The 21,711-nt window shown below is 32.9% G+C and carries 19 protein-coding genes, 2 tRNA genes and 1 pseudogene; 14 read left to right on the forward strand and 8 right to left on the reverse strand.

Features of this window, described 5'->3' with window-relative positions:
* Window positions 1–191: 191 nt before the first annotated feature.
* Window positions 192–2,585 carry a DUF5916 domain-containing protein gene (locus FNW38_RS13520; protein ID WP_143388336.1) on the reverse strand — a complete coding sequence of 798 codons (2,394 nt, stop codon included), beginning with the start codon at window positions 2,583–2,585 and terminating at the stop codon, window positions 192–194.
* A 188-nt stretch (window positions 2,586–2,773) separates the two neighbouring features.
* On the opposite strand from FNW38_RS13520, the gene FNW38_RS13525 reads away from it, so the two are divergent.
* Window positions 2,774–3,496 (forward strand): murein L,D-transpeptidase catalytic domain family protein, encoded by a 723-nt coding sequence (locus FNW38_RS13525; protein ID WP_143388335.1) that lies wholly within the window; start codon window positions 2,774–2,776, stop codon window positions 3,494–3,496.
* Here FNW38_RS13525 and FNW38_RS13530 read toward each other — a convergent pair.
* Both FNW38_RS13530 and FNW38_RS13535 read right to left on the reverse strand, forming a co-directional pair.
* Window positions 3,485–5,071 carry a L,D-transpeptidase family protein gene (locus tag FNW38_RS13530; RefSeq protein ID WP_143388334.1) on the reverse strand — a complete coding sequence of 529 codons (1,587 nt, stop codon included), beginning with the start codon at window positions 5,069–5,071 and terminating at the stop codon, window positions 3,485–3,487. The genes FNW38_RS13525 and FNW38_RS13530 overlap by 12 nt on opposite strands.
* Window positions 5,064–5,510 (reverse strand): GNAT family N-acetyltransferase, encoded by a 447-nt coding sequence (locus FNW38_RS13535; RefSeq protein ID WP_143388333.1) that lies wholly within the window; start codon window positions 5,508–5,510, stop codon window positions 5,064–5,066. The genes FNW38_RS13530 and FNW38_RS13535 overlap by 8 nt, the downstream gene beginning before the upstream one ends.
* A 173-nt stretch (window positions 5,511–5,683) precedes the next feature.
* Here FNW38_RS13535 and FNW38_RS13540 point away from each other — a divergent pair.
* Both FNW38_RS13540 and FNW38_RS13545 read left to right on the forward strand, forming a co-directional pair.
* Window positions 5,684–5,756 (forward strand) — tRNA-Gly (locus FNW38_RS13540).
* 46 nt (window positions 5,757–5,802) lie between these two features.
* Window positions 5,803–5,875 (forward strand) — tRNA-Gly (locus FNW38_RS13545).
* A 59-nt stretch (window positions 5,876–5,934) separates the two neighbouring features.
* On the opposite strand, the gene pepE is transcribed toward FNW38_RS13545, so the two are convergent.
* Window positions 5,935–6,642 carry a dipeptidase PepE gene (gene pepE, locus FNW38_RS13550; protein WP_143388332.1) on the reverse strand — a complete coding sequence of 236 codons (708 nt, stop codon included), beginning with the start codon at window positions 6,640–6,642 and terminating at the stop codon, window positions 5,935–5,937.
* 169 nt (window positions 6,643–6,811) lie between these two features.
* Between pepE and FNW38_RS13555 the strand changes: the two genes are divergently transcribed.
* From FNW38_RS13555 to FNW38_RS13585, 7 genes are all read left to right on the forward strand, one after another.
* A complete protein-coding gene (locus tag FNW38_RS13555; RefSeq protein WP_144064755.1) occupies window positions 6,812–7,579 on the forward strand; it encodes a hypothetical protein in 768 nt (255 codons plus the stop codon).
* Window position 7,580: 1 nt separating this feature from the next.
* Complete coding sequence (locus FNW38_RS13560; RefSeq protein ID WP_143388330.1) at window positions 7,581–8,294, forward strand: carboxypeptidase-like regulatory domain-containing protein; 714 nt, start codon at window positions 7,581–7,583, stop codon at window positions 8,292–8,294.
* The gene (locus FNW38_RS13565) at window positions 8,284–9,036 is read left to right on the forward strand and encodes a carboxypeptidase-like regulatory domain-containing protein (protein WP_235890206.1); all 753 of its coding nucleotides are present in this window, start codon (window positions 8,284–8,286) and stop codon (window positions 9,034–9,036) included. Before FNW38_RS13560 ends, FNW38_RS13565 begins: the two co-directional genes overlap by 11 nt.
* Before the next feature lie 261 nt (window positions 9,037–9,297).
* The gene (locus FNW38_RS13570; RefSeq protein ID WP_143388329.1) at window positions 9,298–9,801 is read left to right on the forward strand and encodes a DUF6702 family protein; all 504 of its coding nucleotides are present in this window, start codon (window positions 9,298–9,300) and stop codon (window positions 9,799–9,801) included.
* Between the two features lie 65 nt (window positions 9,802–9,866).
* The gene (locus FNW38_RS13575; RefSeq protein ID WP_143388328.1) at window positions 9,867–12,110 is read left to right on the forward strand and encodes a M1 family metallopeptidase; all 2,244 of its coding nucleotides are present in this window, start codon (window positions 9,867–9,869) and stop codon (window positions 12,108–12,110) included.
* A 108-nt stretch (window positions 12,111–12,218) separates the two neighbouring features.
* The gene (locus FNW38_RS13580; RefSeq protein ID WP_143388327.1) at window positions 12,219–12,620 is read left to right on the forward strand and encodes a Sec-independent protein translocase subunit TatA/TatB; all 402 of its coding nucleotides are present in this window, start codon (window positions 12,219–12,221) and stop codon (window positions 12,618–12,620) included.
* Complete coding sequence (locus FNW38_RS13585; protein WP_143388326.1) at window positions 12,620–13,192, forward strand: phosphatase PAP2 family protein; 573 nt, start codon at window positions 12,620–12,622, stop codon at window positions 13,190–13,192. Before FNW38_RS13580 ends, FNW38_RS13585 begins: the two co-directional genes overlap by 1 nt.
* 183 nt (window positions 13,193–13,375) lie before the next feature.
* On the opposite strand, the gene FNW38_RS13590 is transcribed toward FNW38_RS13585, so the two are convergent.
* Complete coding sequence (locus FNW38_RS13590) at window positions 13,376–14,017, reverse strand: O-methyltransferase (protein WP_143388325.1); 642 nt, start codon at window positions 14,015–14,017, stop codon at window positions 13,376–13,378.
* Between the two features lie 81 nt (window positions 14,018–14,098).
* On the opposite strand from FNW38_RS13590, the gene rlmN reads away from it, so the two are divergent.
* Entirely contained in the window at window positions 14,099–15,142 is a 1,044-nt protein-coding gene (rlmN, locus tag FNW38_RS13595) for a 23S rRNA (adenine(2503)-C(2))-methyltransferase RlmN (RefSeq protein WP_143388324.1), read from the forward strand.
* Window positions 15,143–15,427: 285 nt separating this feature from the next.
* Here the strand turns inward: rlmN and FNW38_RS13600 are convergent, their stop codons facing one another.
* Window positions 15,428–16,309, reverse strand: a complete 882-nt coding sequence (locus FNW38_RS13600; protein ID WP_143388323.1) for a hypothetical protein — start codon at window positions 16,307–16,309, stop codon at window positions 15,428–15,430.
* Between the two features lie 324 nt (window positions 16,310–16,633).
* Here FNW38_RS13600 and FNW38_RS13605 point away from each other — a divergent pair, with 324 nt between their 5' ends.
* From FNW38_RS13605 to dnaG, 3 genes and pseudogenes are all read left to right on the forward strand, one after another.
* Window positions 16,634–17,611, forward strand: a complete 978-nt coding sequence (locus FNW38_RS13605) for a polyprenyl synthetase family protein (protein WP_143388322.1) — start codon at window positions 16,634–16,636, stop codon at window positions 17,609–17,611.
* A gap of 147 nt (window positions 17,612–17,758) precedes the next feature.
* A pseudogene (locus FNW38_RS13610) lies at window positions 17,759–18,058 on the forward strand (RNA polymerase sigma factor); the annotation flags it as partial.
* A 134-nt stretch (window positions 18,059–18,192) separates the two neighbouring features.
* Window positions 18,193–20,169 (forward strand): DNA primase, encoded by a 1,977-nt coding sequence (gene dnaG, locus FNW38_RS13615; protein ID WP_143388346.1) that lies wholly within the window; start codon window positions 18,193–18,195, stop codon window positions 20,167–20,169.
* Here the strand turns inward: dnaG and FNW38_RS13620 are convergent.
* Together FNW38_RS13620 and nadE are read right to left on the reverse strand one after the other, a co-directional pair.
* Complete coding sequence (locus FNW38_RS13620; protein ID WP_039108911.1) at window positions 20,166–20,795, reverse strand: response regulator transcription factor; 630 nt, start codon at window positions 20,793–20,795, stop codon at window positions 20,166–20,168. The two genes, dnaG and FNW38_RS13620, sit on opposite strands and share 4 nt — an antisense overlap.
* 106 nt (window positions 20,796–20,901) lie before the next feature.
* Window positions 20,902–21,693, reverse strand: coding sequence for an NAD(+) synthase (gene nadE / locus FNW38_RS13625; protein WP_143388321.1), 792 nt, complete (start codon window positions 21,691–21,693; stop codon window positions 20,902–20,904).
* Window positions 21,694–21,711: the final 18 nt, after the last annotated feature.

Consider the following 21,711-nt stretch of genomic DNA (forward strand, 5'->3'; position numbering starts at 1 on the left):
TTTTTTGATTGATGGGATGATTGATGAAAAGGAAGTTCCAAAAAATATAATTTTAATAATAGACTATGCTTTTAACAAATTGTTACAGTTTTTAGAAGAAAAATAATAATTACATTATTAAGCCTAATTCATAGATTTGAAAAACGATTGTTTTTGAATTTTATTTTAACAGAGTGGTAGTTATAATAGCTTTAGAATTTATTTTTTACCACATTATAATCAATAAAGTAGCGAAGACTAATTGAAAAAATATTAGTCAGGTTACTGTCAAAAACATTTTTAAAGTTTGTGGATAAATTTTTCTCTACATCTCTTGTACTTTCTTGTGCATAATTGCGATATAAAATAGATATTTCACTACCAGGAGCAAACCACCAGGAATAGGATAAATCAAAATTCCAAGAGTTAAAATTTCTGTTTTTATTCATGGAATAATTGTTGTTTTGAACTAGATGACCATTATCCTGTAAAGTAAAAAAATCATGATTTTCAGAATAGGACCAGTAATAACGCGCCGTTAAATTGATGGTCATCTTATTGTTTAGTGCATATTTACCTGTAATATCATTTTGTAGTATTTCCCTATTGCGTTCTGCAAAAATAATTCCCATATTGTCAAATGCCACCCAACCTCTGTCATTTTTTTTACGGGTATAATCTAATACGTAAAATAGCGAAAATTTATCATTAAACCTGTATTTTGGGCCTAAAGCGAGACCGTAAGTAATTCTATCATCTTGGTCATATATTGTGAAACTTGGGGTGAAGTCAAAAGTAAAAGCATTATTGCTATTGAATTCAGTTCCAAAATAAGATGTTATTTTTCTGGGGATTTGTAGATATCTGCCGTTTTTACGTGGCTCATAAAAATCGAACGTTTCTAATGGATTTATTATCAAAGCTAATTCAAAATAATCATTGTTTCGTGATGTAGCCTTTATGACAGATTTATACCAACCTTCTTGTAATTTTCCAGTAGTATTTTGTATTTCTAAATTGACTTCCTGCTCTATCTTGAAGGTGTTGAAAACTTTTGTTGGGTTTAAAATTCTATAACTGGCATTCGCATAGGCATTGTGATAATTGGTGTAAAAAATGATTCCTAAATCATTTATGTCATAATCCTTAGATAGGTATTTTCCAGAAAGTATATAGCGGTATTTTCCACTTGTTTTCTCAAAGTTTAATGAAGTTTTAAAACCATCATAATCTTCAATTGCATTGATAGAACTGTATTTAAAATCCCCGTATAAATTATACGTGTTTTCTTTTGTACTTAAATCAAATAATAATGCGGAAACATTGGCATCTCTAAAGCCGCCATTACGAGTGGTATTTGTATTTACAAAAGAAACCGATGAATTCTGATTAAAACGCTGATCAAAAACCAAAACATTATAATTAGTCAATGGTTCGATGACTTCTTTTCGTGTTTCATTCGTGTCATTATCCCGAATAGTAGCGTAGGTTTTTTCAGTAACAGCATTCAAAAAACCAATTCCTAAACCTTTCTCTGTTCTTCCGGAAACTTTCACAGCATTCAGCAAATCAACAGTACTTGGATAATTTATGATTTCTTCGTTAGCTGCAATTATAGGTTCTGTGCTAGGTGCTCCACCAATTCTTCTGGAATAAAATAGTCCTCCTTTATTGAATAAATCGGTCCCTTCTGTAAAAAAAGGTCGGTTCTCATCTAGCTTTTGCTCGAAAGGTTCAAGGTTTAAAATAGCATTGTCAAATTTTGTCTGTCCGAAATCGGGTACCAAAATAGCATCGAGTGTAAAAGAATCATTTATGCCGTATTTAATGTCCAGTCCTGCTTTGAAAGTGGTTCCTGAGCCAATATCATTTTCTTGGTAATAGGCAGATGAGTAAGGGATTAAGAAAAGCCTGGTAGGCGTTTTTATGTTTTTAATTCCTTCGAGAATTCCCGCTTGCGGAATTACTGCACCAATTTTTGTATCTACACGATTCCAAGTGTATTTTTGAACATCTCGTTTTATCTCACGCATAAAATTTAAACCCCAGGTTTGTTTATCAGCATTTGAAAATCGTAAAGCTGCATAGGGAATTTTAATTTCGACTACCCAACCAAAGTCAGTTAGTGTCACTTCACTATCCCAAATGGCATCCCATGTAAAATCTTCACTGTCTTCAGTTGCTAAACAATCCATTTGGACTCCTGCTGAACTCACAAAAAATCGGAAGTCTTGTTGCCCATCGTTGAAGCCGTTGATGTAAACTGAAAAGTTATCGGAAACCCCAAAAACATCACGGTTTGTTATTTCTTTTTTAATTTTATCGGGTTCATTATCATATAACAAAGCAGCTATATAGATGGCGTTATTGTCATATAGTACTTTAACTTCGGTTTTCTTATTGGTGTTTATCGGCTTTCCATTGTCAGGTTGAAACATGACAAAATCGGTAGCTACTGATTCTGTTTTCCAAATTTCCTCGTTAATTTTGCCATCGATAGTGATATTTTCTGTAGTAGATTTTGCTAAAAGAACCTTTTTTTGACTATAGGTATTGAAACTATAGAATATTAAAAAAATTAGTGCTGCAGACTGAAATTTGGACATAAATTAGGATTGTATCAAAACAAAAATAACAAAATTAACATAGAAAGTGATTTTTTTATGATTTTTTACTCAATATTTCCCTTCATTGTTCGTTATAGTTGGACTAAAGTTTTGTTAAATTTTTTTTAATTGTTATTTTTTGCTGTACGTTTGCAACCCTAAATTAATTTATAACTTAAAGATAATCAATGATTTATAAGATATTTCCTGCAATTTTGTTTGTACTTGTTTCCTTCTCTCTGAGTAAAACAAGCTTTTCTGAGCCAAAGAATGCTAAACCAGTGGTTTATGCCAAAACGGTAGAATCTGGTGTTGAGACTAAAATTGAAATGGTATATAATAATTTACATTCCAACAAATTCACTTTGCCTAAATTAGAAAGCTTCGCTGTCGCTTTGAAAGGGTATTACTTGTTGAAAGAAAAAGGATTGATAAAGAAAGACATCTTAACCTTAGTTGATTTTAGTTTGTCTTCCAATACTAAAAGACTTTGGGTGATTGATTTGATTACTGGTGACGTATTGTTTCATTCTCTTGTTGCTCATGGAAGAAATACTGGAGAAGAATTTGCTTCTAATTTTTCAAACTCAGCTGAATCGTATAAAAGCAGTTTAGGATTTTATGCTACAGGTGAAATTTACAATGGAAAACATGGAATGTCCCTTAAATTAGATGGTTTAGAAAAAGGAGTTAACGACAATGCGAGAGCAAGAGGTGTAGTTATGCATGCAGCCGAATATGTTTCTAATTCGTTTATTAAAAATAACCACAGATTAGGAAGAAGTCAAGGCTGTCCTGCTGTACCGGTAGAGTTATCTAAAGAAATTATCAGTGCAATAAAAAACAAATCGTGTTTCTTTATTTATCATCCTTCAAGAGTTTCTAAATTAGCAGCTGCATCAATTTCGTAATTTATTGTATAAATTGGCGTCAAGGGCATAAATATCATCTCTAAAAATCAATTTGTTGTTTTCGCTCCAAGCAGTCCAATATAATAAATGGAACGAAACCTCTTTTTTGATTTTGATAAATTTTGTTTTTTCGCTTTGTAATATTTTTGTAATTTTCTCTAGATTCCAATTGGCAGCGTCGTCCAGTAAATACTCTGTTAGTTCTAATGGATTATCAACCCTGACGCAACCGGAACTCAACGAACGATCTATTTTGTCAAAATAATCCCTGTGATTTGTATCGTGTAAATAAACAGAGAAGCGATTTGGAAAAATAATTTTTACCATACCTAACGAATTGAAAGTTCCCGGACTTTGAACATATCGATACGTTTCGGCTTGGGATAATTGCCACTCATAAGGACTTACTATTCTGCCATTGCTATCATATACCTTAATGTTTGAATTTGTTAAATAGCTTCGGCTTTTTAAAATAGCCGGAATTACATCTTCTCTCAAAATAGTTGGAGGAACAGTCCATGTTGGATTAAAAACCACCTGGGTTAATTTTGAACTTAGGATTGGTGTTTTTCTTTTGGCTCTTCCTACTATTACTCTATGAGTTCTCAAAGTGTCCTGGTCTTTAATTAAGGTCAATCTGTAATCAGGAATATTAATGATTATATATTCTTTTCCCATTTCTTTTGGATACCATTTCCAGCGCTCTAAATTGACAATAATTTGATGGATACGTTGTTGTTTTGAAAAATTGAGGGAGGCAATCGTTCCTTCATCAATAATCGCGTTCGGACCTAAACCGTGACGGACTTGAAATTTTTTTATGGCAATTACTGTTTCTTCGTCGTAAACGGGAGTCAAACTATCTTTTGGTTGTAATTCTTTCCAATAAATCAATCTTTTTTTGATGTCAACTATAGAAGGATTAGTGTCATTTGGAGTAATTTTTTCAGTAATTTTTATCGGTTTGAAATTATCTTTTGGTAGAGTGTTAATTAATTTTAGTGCTTTTTTCAATCTTTTGTAAACAATATGATTGGGTTTTAATTGTTCTATTTTATCTGCTAAGGAATCGCTGTCTAATAAATGTGTCATTGTCTCATTTATATCAATGTAATTTTCTCTCAAGTCCCAATTTTTATACAATTTTCTCGGGTTCAGTGTTCCGTTAGTCAAATGTGAAATGTATTTTTGAAAACTGGCGGTCAGTAAAACATCATATTTTGCTAAATCAGAATCGTTTAGTGTTGCTGATTTTTTTTCAAAATTACTTAATGCTTTTACTTTGTAATCTTCTGGATTTAATCCCTCCTCATCAGATTTAAGGAGTTCTGCTAAAATGATTTTTCTATTTTCTTCAGATTGCCAAATCGTTCTGTATTTAGTAGATTTGTAAAAATCGGTGAGTGCTTTATTGTTAAAAGAAATTAGTAAAGTAGAGCCAATTTTAATTGATTTGCATTCAGGTTGAATACGAGGTTTAGGAGCCTCATTTTTTAAGACTACCTCGCTTTTTAGTTCTTCCCTTTTACAACTGGTTACGATGCACAGTAATAGTATTAGGAATAATTTATTCATCACTCATTTTTTTAAACATGACAACGTGTTCACCGACTCCTAGTATTTCAAAAGGCAATCCTTTAACTTGGTATCCCATTTTTTCATAGAAACCAATTGCCTCTTTTCTGGCATTAAACCAAATTAAATTTGCCTTTTGGTCCATGCAATGTTTCTCTGAATTGAGAATGAGCTTTTCGCCAAAACCCTTTTTTTGATACTGTTTTAAAACCGCCATGCCCCGAATTTGATACTGTTTTTCTGCAGCAAATAAATTATTTTTTGCTTCGAATATTGAAATAACACCAATGATATTGTTCTTGTCAAACAAACCAAAATGGGAGGTGGTTTCTAAATTATCGCCATCAAAATGACAACTGTCTATCGATTTGTCGGCTCGAAGGACAGGATGTCTTACCGGAAATGTCTCCAGTGCAGCTATTTTTTTGATGTTTTGCATTATTTTTTTGAAATGTTTTTTCAGCTTAATAAAGGTATAATATTTTCATATTAAATTCTTTATGATTTGTACGCGCTTTAATAAAAAGGGCTGTGGGGGTAAGTTTGCAATTTTTTAAGAAAAAAAACTTGCATTGAAGCAAACTTATTAATTATATTTGCACCGTTGTTAATGCGAAAGTAGCTCAGTTGGTAGAGCTCCAGCCTTCCAAGCTGGTTGTCGCGAGTTCGAGCCTCGTCTTTCGCTCTAAGCCTCAAATTTAGGTTTGAGGTTTTTTATTTAAAATTTTTATGCGAAAGTAGCTCAGTTGGTAGAGCTCCAGCCTTCCAAGCTGGTTGTCGCGAGTTCGAGCCTCGTCTTTCGCTCTTCAAAGCCGAAACGTAATTGTTTCGGCTTTTTTATTTAGTATGAATTCATTTCAGAATCATTTTATAAAACTCAAGTCGGTTCCGCTTTCTAATTCTTCAGGATCTTGATTTTGTCTAAAAAGTCTCGCCGATAAGTTTCCTCTTAAAGTTATTTTTTCGCCTTTAACATCTAACCAGCTTCCTTCTCGTAATCCTAAAACCGGAATAGCATTAAAAGCGTGAAATTCTTTTATTCTTGTTTCGCGCGTTTCGCCCATGTGTTTTGATTGTTCATCAGCATCTAAATAATGCGGATTCAAATTAAAAGGAATTAATCCTAAAGTTTGAAAGCTTGGCGGATAAATAATAGGCATATCATTGGTGGTTTGCATCGTCAGTCCGCAAATATTACTTCCGGCACTTGTTCCTAAATAAGGAGTTCCTTTTTTAACGGTGTCAGCAAGAACGGTCATTATTTTGTTTTTATACAATTGTGAAACCAATAAAAAAGTATTACCGCCTCCTGTAAATATACCTTCTGCATTTTGGATTGCTTCAGCTGCATCTTCAAATTCATGAATTCCTTTTATTGTTTTATTTATTTTGGCAAAAGCCAAAGCAACTTTTGAAGTATATTCCTCATGTGAAACACCTCCTGAACGTGCATAAGGAATAAAAAGTATCGTTTTGCAATTTAAAAAATGCAAGCTTAATTTAGGTAATAAATATTCTAAATAGTCCCCGCCATGAAGGGTAGATGTACTGGCGATAAGTATGTTTTTCATTGTGTTTTCTTGTAAAGAATAGTTTGGGTTAAAGATATAAAATTGTGTTTTTTTATGTTGTGATTCCGTTTTTTAATTAACATATTTTTACCAAGTCGTTAATAATTAATTTGGAAGAGAGTAAGATACTTTTACAACATACCAATAATCGAAATTTGATTATCATCTAATGAGTAGAGTTGTATGCATTTTTTTTATTTTAATTGCTTCAAAGGCTTTTGCGCAAGAATCTATTCCTGTTAAATTGGACGGAAAAATAATTGCTGACATGTCGAATTTAGAAGGGATTTATGTGATAAATTTAAAAACTGAAAAAGCAGTTATTACTGAAAAATCCGGATATTTTTCGATACCTGCAGTTGTAGGAGACACACTTATGTTTTCTGCGGTGCAATTTAAAGGAATTCGTATTGTTTTGACCCAAAAACATTTTGAAAATGATTTCCTTTATGTAAAAATGGAGCCAATCATGAATCAATTAAAAGAAGTTATCGTTAAAAGAGGATACGATAATATCAATGCAGTTGCACTTGGTATAATTCCAAAAGGACAGAAATCCTATACAGTGGCGGAACGTAAATTATATACCGCAACAGATCTTAATGCATCTGCAAGTTTATCGGGAATGGCTGGCGGTTCAATTTCAGCCGATCCATTGCTCAATTTTATTTCTGGCAGAACGGGTATGCTCAAAAAACAACTGGAAGTAGAGAAAAAAGAGTCTTATTTAAAACAATTGGAGAAACTGTTTGATGTTGACCATTTTGTAAATAAATTAAAAATTCCTTCTGAATACGTAAAAGGATTCGAATATTTTGCCGTTGAGAATGCTAAATTCACAAAAATTTTGGATTCAAAGAATAGAACAACAATTGAATTTTTATTGGGCGAATTAGCCACAAAATATAACGAAATAATAGCCAGTGAAAATAAATAATATGCTACTGCTTGTTTTGTTTTTCATAGCTACTGTCTCTTTTGGTCAAACCAGTATTGAAAAAGAAATTCGTGGGAAAATTAGTGCCGATACAATCGCTGTTGAAGGCATAAAAATCGTCAATTCATCTACTGAAAAAGTAACCGTAACAAATAAGAATGGATTCTTCTCGCTATTCGCAAAAGAAGGAGATGTTTTGGTTTTTTCTGCTGTAAATCTTGTAACTTTACATAGAAGAATAAGTAAACAGGATTTGATACCGGAGGTTCTTAAGATTCAAATGTCGCCAAAAAGCATTGTGCTCAAAGAAGTTATTGTCAATGAAAATCCACAAATAACTGCGGAAAACTTAGGGATTATTCCTTATGGTCAAAAGAAATATACGCCAGCGGAAAGAAAATTATACACCGCAACTTCCGGTGGTGGTATAGATGGTTTGCTAAATACTATTTCAGGTCGTAAAGCGATGCTTAAAAAAGAAATAGCGGTAGAGAATAAAGAACAGTCGTTGAACCGGCTTGCACCGCTTTTTGAAGATAAATATTATACAGAAATCCTAAAAATTTCTGCTGATTATATTAAAGATTTTCAATATTATTGTGTTGATGATGCCAGTTTTACCGTGGCATTAAAATCTAAAAATAAAACATTGATCATGTTTTTAATTGCTGGCTTGTCTGAAAACTATAATAAAATCATTACAAATGAAAAATAAAATCGTAATACTGGTTTTGTGTTTGTGTTGTCAATTTTGTTTTAGTCAATTGACAAGAAAAACATTGTATGGTCAAGTGGTAAATGATTCCATTAAGTTAGAAAATGGGATTGTTTTTAATGTTAATTCCAAAACAGGAACGGTTATAAACCAACAAGGTTTTTTTAGTATTTTGGCAAAAGTCAAAGATACATTGGTTTTTTCTGGCTTAACTTTTAAATCAAAAAAAATAGTTCTCACCCAAAAAGAAATTTCAACCCCATTATTAAGAGTGAAACTGGTTGCATTTGTCAATTTGTTGCCAGAAGTGGTGGTTTATGGGGACAAAAAAATAAATCCGATTTCAGGAAATTCACAAAAGTATGTCGATATGCAATATTTTGATGATGAGAAGTCTTCTCCAAAAAATAGGACGATGCCATCCGATGGAAGTATTGAAAAAGGAATGGATTTTGTGCGAATTTACAAAGATGTATTAAAAGCTTTGAGAAAAAACAATCCTGAAAAAACAGATTTTACAAGTGATAAAAGTTTTACTGAACTGGTAATGAATAAAGTTAGTTACTCCTTTTTCACGAACACATTAAAGTTAAATGATGATGAAATTGGTCTTTTTCTTATTTTTTGTGAGAATGATTCCAAGTCAAAAATAGTCATGAAACCTGGCAATGAATTCCAAGTGATGGATTTCCTTGTTACAAAAAACAAAGAATTTAAAAGAATTACTACTTTTGAAAAATGAAATCGCCATGATTCCAAAACGCAATTGAAAATCATCGAACACAAATAAAAATAAAAAATTGTGAGATAAATAAGATTGAAGAAAGGCGATACCATATTCCGATAAAAAACAAATAGAATCTTCGGATGAAATCGCCATGATTCAAAATCACAATTGAAAATCATCGAACACAAATAAAAATAAAAAATTTGTAAGATAAATAATAATAATAATGAAGAATGGCGATGCCATATTCCATTAAAAAACAAATAGAATCTTCGTATGAAAAAAACAATCTTATATGCCTTTATTGGAATTTTATTCCTGAGTTTAACCGCTTTCAGTGTTCATAAATTTTATGTTGCAGTATATCAGGTCAATTATGCTGCCGAAAAGAAAATGCTCCAAATTACCTCTCGCATTTTTGTTGATGATTTGAATAATGCTTTAGAAAAAAAGTACAACAAAAAAGTGTATTTAGGAACCGAAAAAGAATCACCTGAAGAAATGCTTTTACTAAAGAAGTATTTTTTAGAGAAATTCTCTGTAAAAGTAAATGGGCAAACAAAGCCTGTTAATTTTTTAAGCAAAGAGCTGGAAGGGGATATCCTTATTTGTTATTGCAACGTAAAGGAAATTGCCAAAATTAATTCGCTTGAAATTTTCAATACGGTTTTGATAGATTGGAATACCGAACAGCAAAATATTACCCATGTTAATGTATTAGGAGAGAAAAAAAGTATACTCTTTACAAATTCTAATAGGAGTGAAATGTTAAAATACTAATAAAATGCAAGTAATTTGTTAAAAATTATTATTTTCACACGCTTAAATAATCGGCATTCTATAACATGAAAAAAATCACATTATTATTTATTTTTCCAGTAATTCTATTTGCTCAAGAAAAAACCACCACATTAACCCCAAAGCAATCAGGAAAGTACGACACTAACAAGTTTAGTCAAATGTATGACTTATTAGCAACGCCTAATATGTTTCGTACCGCTTCCGGAGCTCCAGGATCAGCTTATTATCAACAACAAGCTGATTATAAGATAGACGTGGAGTTGGACGATAAAAACGCCAAATTAAGTGGCTCTGAAACGGTAACGTATTATAACAATTCTCCAGACAGTTTAGAGTATTTATGGTTGCAGTTAGATCAAAATCAAGCAGCTAAAAACTCAGAATCTCCTTTAGTTGAAAGTAAAATAATAGAACAAGTATTACCTGCTGAAAAGTTTGCAAATCAATATTTTAAACAAGGATTGGATCGTGGATTTAAAATTGAATATGTAAAAGATGCAAAAGGAAATCCTTTGTCTTATACTATAAATCAAACCATGATGCGTATTAATCTGGTTACTCCTCTTAAACCAGGAGAAAAATTTATATTTTCAACTAAATGGTGGTACAATATCAATAACTACATTCAGGATGGCGGTCGTTCCGGTTATGAACCATTCGAAAAAGAAGGAAATAGATTGTATGTAATTGCTCAATTCTATCCAAGAATGGCGGTTTATAATGATGTGGAAGGATGGCAGAATATGCAATTTTGGGGAGGAGGAGAGTTTGCTTTACCTTTTGGAAATTTTGATGTAAATATTACGGTTCCTGCAGATCACGTTATGGATGCAACAGGAGAATTGATGAATAGAAGCGAAGTGTTTACACCAGCTCAGGTAAAAAGATATGAATTGGCACAAAAAACATTCGATAAACCGGTTGTTGTTGTAACGCAAGCTGAGGCTGAAGCCAATGAAAAAGGATTTTCAGACAAGAAAAAAACATGGAAATTTAGTGCTAAAAACGTAAGAGATTTTGGTATTGCCACTTCAAGAAAGTTTATTTATGATGCTATGGCGGTACAATTAAGTACTAAAGTTGTAATGGCTGAGTCACTTTATCCTAAAGAAGCGAACCCGCTTTGGGGAGAAACTTCAACACAAATGGTAGCGCATACTTTAAAAAGTTATTCTTCTCATACTTTTGACTATCCTTATCCAAAAGCAGTCTCAGTATCTGCGGAAGATCAAGGAATGGAATACCCTATGATTTGTTGGAATTTTGGTCGCCCTGATGCAAATGGTGTAACTAGTGAACAAGTGAAAAATGGAATGATAGGAGTGGTGATCCATGAAGTAGGACATAACTTTTTTCCAATGATTGTTAATTCTGATGAGCGTCAATGGACTTGGATGGATGAAGGGTTAAACTCTTTTATGGAATTTATGGCAGAACAGGAATTAGGAACTAATTTTCCTTCAAGACGTGGACCTGCAAAAAATATTGTTCCTTATATGAGTGGAGATCAAAAGTTTCTGGAACCTATCATGTCAAACTCTGAGAGCATTATTCAGTTTGGGAATAATGCCTACGGAAAACCAGCTACGGGTTTAAATATTCTTAGGGAAACCATTATGGGAAGAGAATTATTTGATCATGCTTTTAAGGTGTATGCAAATAGATGGAAATTCAAACACCCTACACCTGAAGATTTCTTTAGAACTATGGAAGATGCTTCGGCAGTAGATTTAGATTGGTTTTTCAGAGGCTGGTTTTATTCAACTGATTTTGTTGATATTGGTATAAATGAAGTGAAACAATATTATGTTTCTGAAACTCCTACAGCAGCGTTGAAAGATGCTAAGATAAGAAAAGGACGTTTTGGTTTAGATAAAGGCCCATTCGTATATTTAATTTCAGAGAAAAGCGAAGAATTAAATCCTTCGGACAAGAAACCATTGAAAATAGAGGAAGTGAAATTGCTTTCAGAATATGTAGACCAAAAACTTACAGCCGAAGAAAAAGCAACGATGAAGACGCCTAAATATTTCTATGAAATAGAGTTCAATAAACCAGGGGGAATGTTGATGCCAATTATTGTTGAAATTACTTATGAGGATGATACCAAAGAAACTTTCAAGTATCCGGCACAAATTTGGAGAAAAAATAATGAAACGACCAAGAAAGTGTATGCCACTGAAAAAGTAATAAAAAAGATTCAGATTGACCCGAAATTGGAAACTGCTGATATAGATGTTACTAATAACACTTGGCCAAAATCAGAAGTGAAATCAAAATTTGACTAATAAGAACAGTATAAAAGAGGCTCCAATTGGAGTCTCTTTTTTTATGAAAAAATTAAAATACTGAGATTCAAAAAATGATATCTTTGTATTCAAGAAAAATCTAAAAATATGTTTGGTATAGGAGGAGGCGAATTAATTTTTATAATGTTTATTGTACTCATGCTTTTTGGCTCGGATAAAGTGCCTGAAATAGCACGTACTATGGGAAAAGCGATGGCGCAGATAAAAAATGCGACCAACGATATAAAAAGTGAAATTCAAAAAGGGGCTGAGGCTAATGGTTTTGATACAAAATCATTGAACGATATAAGAGGTAATATTACATCGGAAATCAATAAAGCGAAAGATAATCTGTTAGGAGACACTTCATCATTCAGCGATATGACGGGAAATATTACGTCAGAAATAAATAAGGCCAAAGACAATCTTTTGGGGGATACAACAACTGAAACAGAAAAAGCAAAAGAAGAAATTGACGACATTACTGGTCCCATAAAACGCCAGATGTAATGTTGGAAAAAATACTTTCTCTCGATTCCGAATTATTTATTTACCTGAACAGTTTGGGGTCTGAAACTTATGATGGATTATGGCTGTTTATTACCAGACAGAGTAATTGGATTCCGTTATTTTTGCTGTTAGCGTACCTGCTTTATAAAAAATTGGGAGCAAAACAAACCCTATACTTACTTTTATTTATAGCGGTGTTGTTAACAATTACAGATCAAACAACCAATTTATTCAAAAATGGATTTCAAAGATTGCGACCGTGTAATAATCCAGAAATAAATTCATTTATTCGAGTTGTACAATTTCGTAATTCCTATAGTTTTTTCTCTGGACATGCCGCTAATTCAATGGCCGTATCTACTTTTTTATATTTCAATTTTAAAAACAAAATCAAATATTTCGGCTTTCTGTTTTTATGGCCGTTGATATTTGCATACAGCAGAATATATCTAGGGTTACATTATCCAATAGATATTCTTGCTGGATTTTTGTTTGGATTTATTTTTGGCTTCTTAATGTTTAAGATATACAAAGCAGCACAATTAAAATATTTTCCTCGAAAAGATAGTTAGAAGGTTTTGGAGCTATTTCCTGCTTTTCACTTCAATCTTTTTATTTTAAAAAAAAAATAAAAAGGATTTTCGTTTTAATCAGGGCTAGGGCATTGGTTTTTAAAAGCTTATTTTTTTTAAAAAATTAATACTGCCAGAAACCGGAAACCTGAATTCTGCTATCTAAAATTTACAACCTGAAATCTAAAGAACCCGACTCACGGTCAATCCATCGCGAATAGGCAATAAAACTGTTTCTACTCGGGGATCATTTGCTAATAGATTATTGTATTCCAATAATATTTTTGTGCTCAAATCTTTAGGATTCAATGGTTCGAGAACTTTACCGCTCCACAACACATTATCCGATAAGATAATTCCGCCTTTATTCATTTTTGGAACAATCAACTCAAAATAGTTGAGGTAATTTTCTTTGTCGGCATCAATGAAAACCAAATCAAATTTCATATCAAGCGTTGGAATGATGTTAATAGCTTCTCCAAGATATTGGGAAATTTGTTTCCCCCAAGGTGATTTGTCAAAATGCTTGCGCTGAAAATCAACCAATTCTTCTTTGATGTCAATCGTATGAAGCGTTCCGTTTTCCTGCATTCCTTCACACAAACACAAGGCAGAATAACCCGTATAAGTCCCGATTTCAAGAATATTCACCGGCCGAATCAACTTAGATAACATACTCAAAACACGACCTTGAAAATGACCGCTCAACATTCTTGGCAGTAGAATTTTTTGGTAGGTTTCTTTATTCAAAGCAGCCAATAAAGCTGGCTCTTTTTCAGAATGTTGCTCGATATAATCTTCTAATTCTTGTGAAATGAAATGCATTTTTTGATTTTTTTTCAATAGAAGGCAAAGTTATCAAATTATCAAATCAACAAATCAACAAATTGTCATTAAATTTGCACCATGCAAATCGATAAAAAAGACATACGAGCCTTATCAAAAGAACAATTACGTGATTTTTTTGTGGCTAATAACGACAAAGCCTTTCGTGGAAATCAAGTCTATGAATGGTTGTGGAGCAAAGGCGCGCATAGTTTTGAGGATATGACAAATGTTTCCAAGGGAACACGAACTATGCTTGAGGTTAACTTTGTTATCAATCATATCAAAGTAGATACCATGCAACGCAGTGAAGACGGAACCGTGAAAAATGCTGTTCGTTTGCATGATGGTTTGGTGGTGGAATCTGTTTTGATTCCAACAAATACTCGAACAACAGCTTGTGTTTCAAGTCAAGTAGGTTGTAGTTTGGATTGTAATTTTTGCGCTACAGCACGATTAAAAAGAATGCGTAATCTAGAACCGGCAGAAATTTATGATCAGGTAATTGCCATCGACAAAGAAAGTCGTTTGTATTACAATCATCCATTGTCAAATATTGTTTTTATGGGAATGGGAGAGCCGCTAATGAATTACAACAACGTGTTGAAAGCAATCGAAATGATTACGTCACCGGAAGGTTTAGGAATGTCACCCAAACGAATTATGCTTTCAACATCTGGTGTGCCAAAAATGATTAAGAAACTCGCTGATGATGAGGTGAAATTTAAACTCGCGGTTTCTTTACATTCAGCAATTGATGAAATTCGTTCTCGAATCATGCCTTTCAGTGAAAATTTCCCTTTGGCTGATTTACGTGAATCATTGGAATATTGGTACAGAAAAACCAAAAGTAAGATATCCTATGAATATGTAGTTTGGAAAGATATCAATGATAATAAAGCCTCAATAGATGCTTTGGTGAAATTCTGTAAATATGTTCCTTGTAAAGTTAATTTAATAGAATACAATCCAATTGACGATGGAGAATTCCAGCAAGCCTCAGAAGAATCTATTAATGCCTACATAAAAGCACTTGAAGCCAGCGGTATTGTTGTGAAAGTACGACGTAGCCGCGGAAAAGATATAGATGCTGCTTGTGGTCAATTAGCCAATAAAGAAGCATAAAAAAAGGAGTTCAATTTTGGAGGGCACTGAAAAACTACCTGAAATACGGAAAATGAAAATACTTAAAAAGGAGCGAAAACACCATGGTTTCGCTCCTTTTAGTTGTTATAAAGACCTTCTGGTCTCATAAAATTAAATTTGAATAAAAAACGGAGATTAAATAAAATCAAAGCCTTATTTAGTTGCTTTTTTAATAGTTTTTTGGAAAGAGGGACTTTTTCAGCGGCCTCCAATTTTGAACTCCTTTTTTTGTCTTGAACGAATATGAAAATATTGGTAAACCTATTAGTTACCCAAAGTAATTTGAGTTGCTGCACCACCATCAATGGATAGCATGGCTAAATTATCACAATCACCTGTTCCGTAGTCAATTGTTGCGTGGTGTGAATTTTTTGAAAGTTTTACTATTCCAGATACAGGAAATGACATAGGAACTGGTATTAAACTACAAGCGGTTTTATGAACTAATGGTGTTGCTGATTCTATTAAAGTAGTAAAAACAGTTCCATTTGGATGATTTGTAGTAAATGTGCCATAAGTTGAATATACATCATCAGTTGGGCTTAAACGGGTTGAAAACCCTGCAGTCATTTCTCTTACACGATCCCCATTACGGGTGTAAACTCCTGTTGACGTGGTTAGTGTCATGCCAGTCATGGTAAATGTGGTTTTTGGATGTAAAGTGTCTCCACTGCCTAGTATTTCTCTTTTCCAAGTTGATGTGCCTTCTAGTTTGTTGTCATTTACATAAAAATTATGGTAGGTAACAGTCATGATTTTAGGAAAAGTGGTTCCAATAGTGCGAGTTAAAATAATTTGTCCTTTTAGAGAATGTCCTCTAAATATACAGGCAGAAGTTTCAGTTCCAAAAGTAATGGTCAAGACTCTAACGGAAGTTGTTGACCCTAAATCACTAACGGATGCGCAGTTAGGTAACAATGAATGGTAATTTTCAGTGCTTTTTCCAGTTGTGGAACCTTCACTTACTTCGTACTGATTATCAACGATAAGTGAAATATCGTCTATGGCATTATCCATTTTCTGAGTAGCAGCAACATCGTTACTGGTTACAGTTGCATCTGCAGTAGCAGAATTAGGGTCTGGCGAACAACTTGTAAATGCAAGAATGTTCAAAATCATTCCAAATAATAAGATTTTTGTTTTCATGATAAATGGGGTTAAGGTTTTTCTTTTGATAAATAAATTATAAAAAGGTTTAATTGGGGCTCAATTAAGTTATAAATATATAGAAAAAATCGATTCGAATAAATTATTTTTCAGGAGTTTAGTCCTATGTTTGTGCAATTTATAGTTTTGTGAAAATGTAATAATGATGTCAATATATAAATCCTGACTGAGGTTGTGTTCAATTTTTCTTATGAAACAGAATTGAGTTTGATCATTGATTTCAAATAGGAAATGCACAAAAAAATATATACTTACAGGAAATAGACAAAGTTTTTTATTTAAAATAGTATATTTGAAATCTAAATGAATATTACTTCACAAATAAAACAGCCGATTTTCGATGAAATGGAACTTTTTGAAAAAAAGTTCTATGAATCGATGACTTCCAAAGTGGCTTTGTTAAATAGAATCACTTATTATATCGTAAACAGAAAGGGAAAGCAAATGCGTCCCATGTTTGTTTTTTTAACTGCTAAAATGGTTTCTGGAGGTATTGTAAATGAACGAACCTATCGCGGTGCCTGCGTTATCGAGCTGATTCATACAGCGACATTAGTTCACGATGATGTAGTGGATGACAGCAATCGGCGAAGAGGTTTTTTCTCTATCAATGCGCTTTGGAAAAATAAAATTGCAGTTTTGGTTGGTGATTATTTGTTATCCAAAGGATTGTTGCTTTCTATTGATAATGGCGATTTTGATTTGCTTCGAATTATTTCTGTCGCTGTTCGCGAAATGAGTGAAGGCGAGTTACTACAAATAGAAAAAGCCCGAAGACTTGACATCACGGAAGATGTTTACTACGAAATCATTCGAAAAAAGACAGCAACACTTATTGCTGCCTGTTGCGCTCTTGGTGCAAAATCAGTTGTCGAGGATGAAGTTCAGGTGGAGAATATGCGGAAATTTGGTGAACTTATTGGAATGGCTTTTCAAATAAAAGATGATTTATTCGATTATACGGATGAAGCCATTGGAAAACCAACAGGAATTGACATCAAAGAACAGAAAATGACTTTGCCTCTTATTCATGTTTTGAATACGTGTACTTCAAAAGAAAAAAGTTGGTTGATTAACTCCATTAAAAACCATAATAAAGATAAAAAACGGGTGAAAGAGGTTATTGCTTTTGTAAAAAGCAATAATGGATTGCTTTATGCGGAACAAAAAATGGTAGAATTTCAGCAAGAAGCACTTTTGCTTTTAGATAATTATCCCGATTCTGAGTTTAAAGATGCGTTGATTCTGATGGTAAACTATGTTATTGAAAGAAAAAAATAATTTTTTCCAAATAATTTTATTTCATAAGCCATTGATTTTATTGGCTTTTTTTATTTTCGAACTATGAATTCGAAAAATCCCCAAGTTAGGATGCAACCTTTTCGCATTGCTAATCGTCTATGCTAATAGAAACACTTTATAAAGATTTTGAAAGTAATCAACTTACATCAGGAGGAAAATGAATTGATCCAGTTAGCTGTCGAAAGTAATCGGCAGGCGCAACAGAAAATTTACACCCAGTTTTCTCCAAAAATGTTAAGTGTTTGTCGACAATACATAAAAGACATTCATCAAGCCGAAGATATCATGATTACTGCTTTTATGAAAGTTTTTACCAATCTGAAAAATTTTCAGCACAAGGGAAGTTTCGAAGGTTGGATTAGAAGAATTATGGTGAACGAATGTATTTCTTTTATCAGAGTCCAAAAAAAGGTAAGGTATGTCGAAGTTGGGTTGAATTAGTTTTTATACTTTGGAAAGCACTTCGAAAAAAACGCTTTTTTTTGTTTTTAGAAATTGAATTATCAAGTTTGATTTGTGTATTTTTGCAAACTTTTCAAGTATTAAATATTTCATACAATTTGATTTCAAAAGCCACCATAGATACTGTTTTCGAAACTGCTCGTGTAGAGGAGGTTATTGGTGATTTTGTGCAATTAAAACGCGCTGGAAGTAACTTCAAAGGGCTCAGCCCATTTTCTGAAGAACGCTCACCATCGTTTATGGTTTCTCCTGTAAAACAAATTTGGAAGGATTTTAGTTCTGGAAAAGGGGGTAATTCTGTGGCTTTCTTGATGGAACACGAACATTTCACATACCCGGAAGCCATTCGCTATTTAGCCAAAAAATACAATATTGAAATTGAGGAAACGGAACAAACTGATGAAGAGAAAGCCAATACTGATGTTCGTGAAAGTATGTATTTGGTTTCGGAATTTGCAAAAACCTATTTTCATAATACACTTTTAAACTCTGAGGAAGGCAAAGCTATTGGGTATTCTTATTTCAAAGAGCGAGGTTTTACTAATGAGACCATAAAGAAATTTGGTTTAGGATATTCTCCAGAAACCTGGGATGCTTTTACAAAAGAAGCTTTAGGAAAAGGATATAAAATAGAGTTTCTTGAAAGTACGGGCTTGACAATTGCTAGAGAAGACAGACCATTTGACCGTTTCAAAGGACGCGTTATCTTCCCGATACAAAGTATGTCAGGAAGAGTACTCGGTTTTGGAGGTCGTATTCTTACGAATGATAAAAAAGCGGCAAAATACCTGAATTCTCCAGAAAGTGACATTTACCATAAAAGTAAAATCCTTTATGGAATTTTTCAAGCCAAACAATCAATTGCGAAGCTGAACAATTGTTATTTGGTTGAAGGATATACAGATGTGATTCAGTTCAACCAAGCTGGAATTGAGAACGTAGTTGCTTCTTCTGGAACGGCTCTGACACCAGACCAAATCCGTTTAATAAACAGATTAACAAAGAATATTACCGTTCTTTTTGATGGAGATGCAGCGGGACTTCGTGCTTCTATTCGAGGAATCGATTTGATTCTTGAGGAAGGAATGAATGTGAAAGTGTGTACTTTTCCTGATGGAGAGGATCCGGACAGTTTTGCCAAAAAAACATCCTATGATGATTTAGTTTTATATCTCGAAAATAATGCAAAAGATTTCATTCAGTTCAAAGCCTCGCTTTTGATGAATGAAGCGAAGAATGATCCTATAAAAAAAGCCGATTTAATTCGGGATATGGTATTGAGTATTTCTAAAATTCCAGATAGAATTCAGAGAGAAATTTACATTCAGGAATGTTCCAGAATCATGGATATTTCGGAGCAAGTGCTTGTGAGTACCTTGGCACAATTAGTTCAAAAAGATGTTTCTGAAGTTGGAAAAAAACAAAAACAAGAGCAAAAAGTTTTTGAGGTTGTAAAAGATGAGAATCCGGTTGAAGCTGAAAAAGTCGATATTCTATATCGTTTAGAAAGAAAAATTATCGAGATTCTTTTGTTGTATGGAAATAAAACAGAAGAGTTTGAAGATGCTTTTTTGAAAACAAATGAGGATGGTGAAATCGAAAATGTTTTAGAAAAGAAGGAATATAAAGTATATCAGAGAATTTATTTGAGTTTGCAGGAGGATGAGGTTGAATTAGCAAATCCATTGTTTCGGGATATATTCAATGATTTGATAAACTTCTATCATCAAAATGAAAACTTTAGTTTAGAGCAATATTTGATGCATTTACAGTCAGATTTTGCACAAGAAGTAACTGATATTTTGATGGAAGATGAAAGAGTTATTTTGCACAATTGGGAGGGACAGAATATTTTTCCAAAGTCTAAAAATGATACAATAGTTCAGAATGTTTCCGAGACCATTTTAACTTTAAGATGGTATTTAGTGGGCAAAATCATTGAAGAATTAAAAAGCTCTATAGTATCAGAAGCGAATTCAGATAATACAGAGCCCATGTCTATGATTATGGATTATAACACGCTAATCCATTCATTTTCAAAAAAATTAGGAAGAGTAATGTCTAGGTATTACTAGACGATTTCTAATGTTTTTGCTTTGTTTACTAAATCTACTAAATTGGTAACATTCAGTTTTGTTAGTAATCTTAATTTGTAAGTACTAATTGTTTTTTCGTTGAGTTTTAGAATTTCGGCTATTTCATGATTCTTTTTTCCATCGCTTAAATAGCGTAAAACTTCTACCTCACGATTAGAAAGCTTTCGATACAATCGTTCGCTCTTACTTTGTTTTGCAATTAATGCCAGATTTTTCTTAACGGTTTCGTTAATAATTATCTTTCCTTGATGGACTTTGATAATTGAAATTCCTAAAGTTTCTAGTTTTTCTTTTTTGTGAATAAACCCTGAAACCCCGGCTTTTATAGCATTTGGTGCATAAATTTGTTCAGAAAGACCACTGAATATAATAATTTTTGTTTTTGGAAAGTTTTTCAAAACTGATTTTACTTCGAAAATGCTTGAAAGCCCCTCTAATTCCAAATCCAATATTAATACATCAATCTCTTTGGTAAGCAGTATATCTCGTACCATCAAAAAATTACCAACATTGGCAACTATTGAAATTTCGGCATGGTCTTTAAAGTAAGATTTTACTCCAAAATGCACTACGGGATAATTGTCGGCTAAACATACTTTAATCATGGTATTTAATTTTATTTAAGTGTTGTTTATCTTTTGGATAGTAAATTTAATAAAAAAATTCTGTAATTAATTGAAAATCAATATAAAATATGATTTTTTTAGGATTTTATATTAAACAAACTGGTATTGCGTTCATTTTGTGTTTGTTGGTTGTATTTAAACGCTTGTAAATTTCAAAAATCACCTTTTCTCTGCCAGTAAAATCATTTGCTGATTTTCCTGCTTGATCTTCATTCATTGCCCATTCGAGCTCGTCATAACTGGCTCCTAACTGATCTTCATCAGTTCTTTCATCGCCAAACAATCCGTCAGACGGAGATGCCTTTAAAATCGAATCAGGAACTTCTAAATAAGCCCCCAGGCTATAAACTTCAGATTTCAATAAATCAGCAATAGGACTCAAATCGACTCCGCCATCACCGTATTTAGTGTAAAATCCAACACCAAAATCTTCTACTTTATTTCCTGTGCCAGCAACTAATAATCCATAAATACCAGCGAAGTAATACAATGTGGTCATTCGTAAACGTGCACGAGTATTGGCTTGAGTCAAGTGAAGTTTATGTGTGTCAACATTCTCCGGGACTATTTTTTTGAAACTTTCAAAAACGTACGTTAAATCAGCTTCAACACTTGTTACATTTGGGAATCTATTTTTTAATTGTTCGATATGTTCACGACCACGAGTTACATGGCTGTGCGGCTGGTGGATTGGCATTTCAACACATAAAACTTGTAATCCGGTTTGTGCGCATAATGTAGAGGTCACTGCTGAATCTACTCCTCCTGAAATCCCGATGACAAATCCGTTAACTTTTGCATTTTCTGCATAAGTTTTTAACCAATTTACTATATGAGTATTCACTTTTTCAACTTGGATTGTACTTTTTTTAGTCATAATAGTTTACGTTTTAAA

This window comes from Flavobacterium gawalongense (assembly GCF_007097265.1).
Classification (GTDB): domain Bacteria; phylum Bacteroidota; class Bacteroidia; order Flavobacteriales; family Flavobacteriaceae; genus Flavobacterium; species Flavobacterium gawalongense.